This window comes from Streptomyces phyllanthi (assembly GCF_009377205.1).
Classification (GTDB): Bacteria; Actinomycetota; Actinomycetes; order Streptomycetales; family Streptomycetaceae; genus Streptomyces; species Streptomyces phyllanthi.
Genome location: NZ_VJZE01000759.1, coordinates 1 through 2,654, shown reverse-complemented (window position 1 = coordinate 2,654; position 2,654 = coordinate 1). Strand labels below are relative to the sequence as shown.

Sequence of the window (2,654 nt, the reverse complement as noted above, 5' to 3'; positions counted from 1 at the left end):
CTCGGCGTGAGAGCGGGAGAGACGGCCGGCGGGGGAGGGGAGTTCAACCCCGCCGGCCGTGGTCCTACAGCGTCACGGGCAGGTCGCGGCCGAGCCACTCGGTGTAGAACGTCGCCAGGTCGGGTGTGAAGTCGACCTCGACCGGAAAGGTCGGCGGGACGCAGTCGACGTCGAGGAGCGTGCCGCTGGCCGGGCAGAGGAACTCGCGGATCTCGACCAGGCCGGGATCGATGGTGAGGTGTTCCTCGGGGTAGATCTCGAGGAAGTCCTCGCGGGTGCGCCGGACGATCACCCGGCAGTGCATCTTCCAGTTCCCGTTCCAGGGGCCGAGTTCCGCACCCGCCTTCGTCTTGACGATGGCCTTGCCGTCCTTGGCGACGATGAACAGGTTCTCCCCGAGGGGAAGCAGGATCTGCTCGTCCCAGTCGACGAGTTGCTGCAGTGCGACGAGCGTTTCGGCGAAGCGGGACTCGTCCTTCGGGGCCCGCATCAGGCCGAGCAGTTCCTCCCAGGACAGCTTGCGCTGCACCAGGGCTGTCGTCGTCTCCTGGCCGGAGAGACGCGAACGGTCGTTGTCCTCGGTCATGGTTGTGCCCTTCAGGAAGCGGAGGTCGGCCGTGGGCGGCTGGACGAGCTCGGGTAGACGAAGCCGACGGGCGCGGGAGCGGAGAAGTCCGGCTCGCCGGTCTCGGTGTAGGGGAACGCCTCGAGCTGCCAGAACGCCTTGTACTGGGTGACGAGGGCGTCGGACAGCTTCGCCGAGCGGGCGAAGGCGTGGTGCACCATGTCCGAGACCTCGCCCGCGGCGGCGCGGGCGCGTTCGGCCTCCCACCACTCGGCGGCGGGCACCGACTCGGCCAGCCGGGCCTGCCGCCGCCGGTCGCGTTCGGCTTCGGTCTCCGTGTCGGAGCCGGTGTAGCCGTAGGCCGCGCGCGCACCCCCGGTGGTCATCAGCCCGTTGGCGAGGTCCTTCTCGATGGCGGGGGCCTCGCGCTCCAGCGGGTCGCCGTAGCCCGCGCCGCCGTAGTACAGCACGCCGAACAGGTCGCCTTCCCGCAGGTTCGGTGACCACTGGTTGTCCGGACCGCAGTACCAGTCCTCGGCGGTGATCGTGCCGTCCTGGAGCATGCGCTCGGCCTCTTCGAGGCTGGAGGGCAGCTTCTCGCCGCGGGCGATGAGGTCCGCGACGTTGGTTCCGGTGGCCCACAGGCACTTCCAGCCGGCCGGCGGGTAGCCGCCGAAGAGTCCCTTGTGGAACACGCCGCCGTTCATGCACCCGGATCCGGACAGGGTCACGTTGACCACGTCGGAGCCCTTCACCATCCACAGCGACTGCCAGCCGGACCCGCCGCGGAACCGCCCGTAGCCCTGGTGGTCGGGGACGAAGCTGCGGCCGAGGTAGACGTTCGGGCCGGTCAGCTCCCAGACCTCGGCGTCGCCCTGGATGCCTTCGGAGTTCCAGATCGGGCTGCCGCAGTCCATGCCGTCGGCGACACCGCGGGCGCCGAAGCTCTCGCCCGCCATCTCGAAGTTGTTGTAGCCGGTCGGTCCGCCGAACTGGTCGAAACCGGTGACCCCCACCATGCAGGTCGGGGTCGACATCAGGATCTCCTCGGTGAATCCCCTGGCGTACCAGCTGATGCCCATCAGCCGCCAGACGTTGGCGAAGATCGGGATGAGGGTCCACCAGGCCAGCGAGGTCGCCACGCCCTGGTAGTTGGCGTTGACGATCGATCCCTCGGGCAGGTACTGCTTCACCGCCAGATAGGCGCCGTCGTTGACCCGGCCGTCGTAGTTGAGCAGTTGGGTCAGGGTGATCCAGAAGCCGCCGTTCATCGGGCCCGGGGCGCAGTTGAACGGGTGGAAGCTCCAGCCGGTCGAGCCCTCGTAGTCGAGTTCTATACGGCCCTCATCGGTGACCGTCATCTCCTGGCGTACTAGGTCGATGAAGTCGTTCTTGGCCAGCGGATGCACGAACGGTACGTGGCTGCGCTTGTGGACGGGCATGGTCAGCCCGCGGTAGGTGCCGGGCACCATCGTCGTGCGGACCCGCTTGAGGAACTCCCGGCGGCCTTCCTCGATCAGCTCCTTCGTGGCCTGCTGGTAGTAGTCCAGGCCGAACTCGTCGATGATCCCGGTGAGCGCCTCCCGGACCATCAGACAGCCGGACAGCTTGGCCTTGTCGTCGAGGATCCACCAGTTGGCGTTCCTGAGGCCCATGCGCAGCCGCAGCATGTAGTCGTGACGGAAGTGGTCGTCCTCGCCGACCTTCTCCGCGCTGATGTGCAGTCCCTCGCCGTAGCGGTCCGGGGTGAGCACCGACATGCCCGGCCCCTCGTAGGTGCCCGCCTCCAGCTCGTGGGCGACCGCGCCGACCCAGGCGATGAGTTCGTCGCCGTGGAAGACCGGGATGACCGTCATGACGTCCGGTGTGTGCACGCCGCCGGCCCACACCTCGTTGTTCTCGAAGATGTCCCCGGGCCTGATCTGCGGGTTGTCCTCGTACCCGTTCTTGATCATGAACTTGTTGACTTCCTCCCCCTCGTGAACGAGGGGGATTCCTACGGCTCGCGCCGTGGGGTTTTCTGCTTCATCGCCGACTGCCCGCCCGGAGTTCTCCGTTGAGGTCTTACACCAGCTCCACAGACAGACAC

General features: G+C 67.6%; 2 protein-coding genes. Both read right to left on the bottom strand.

What is annotated here, in order from left to right; genetic code table 11:
* Window positions 1-64 precede the first annotated feature (64 nt).
* On the bottom strand, window positions 65-586 hold the full coding sequence (locus FNH04_RS44490) for an acetone carboxylase subunit gamma (RefSeq protein WP_152791917.1): 522 nt from the start codon (window positions 584-586) through the stop codon (window positions 65-67).
* An 11-nt stretch (window positions 587-597) separates the two neighbouring features.
* Window positions 598-2,559: a hydantoinase B/oxoprolinase family protein gene (locus tag FNH04_RS44485; protein ID WP_386573470.1), complete on the bottom strand. Its 1,962-nt coding sequence runs from the start codon at window positions 2,557-2,559 to the stop codon at window positions 598-600.
* Between the last annotated feature and the right edge of the window lie 95 nt (window positions 2,560-2,654).

Coding starts and splice junctions, on each gene's coding strand:
- FNH04_RS44490 (WP_152791917.1), bottom strand. CDS start 586: ATGACCGAGGACAACGACCGTTCGCGTCTCTCCGGCCAGGAGACGACG.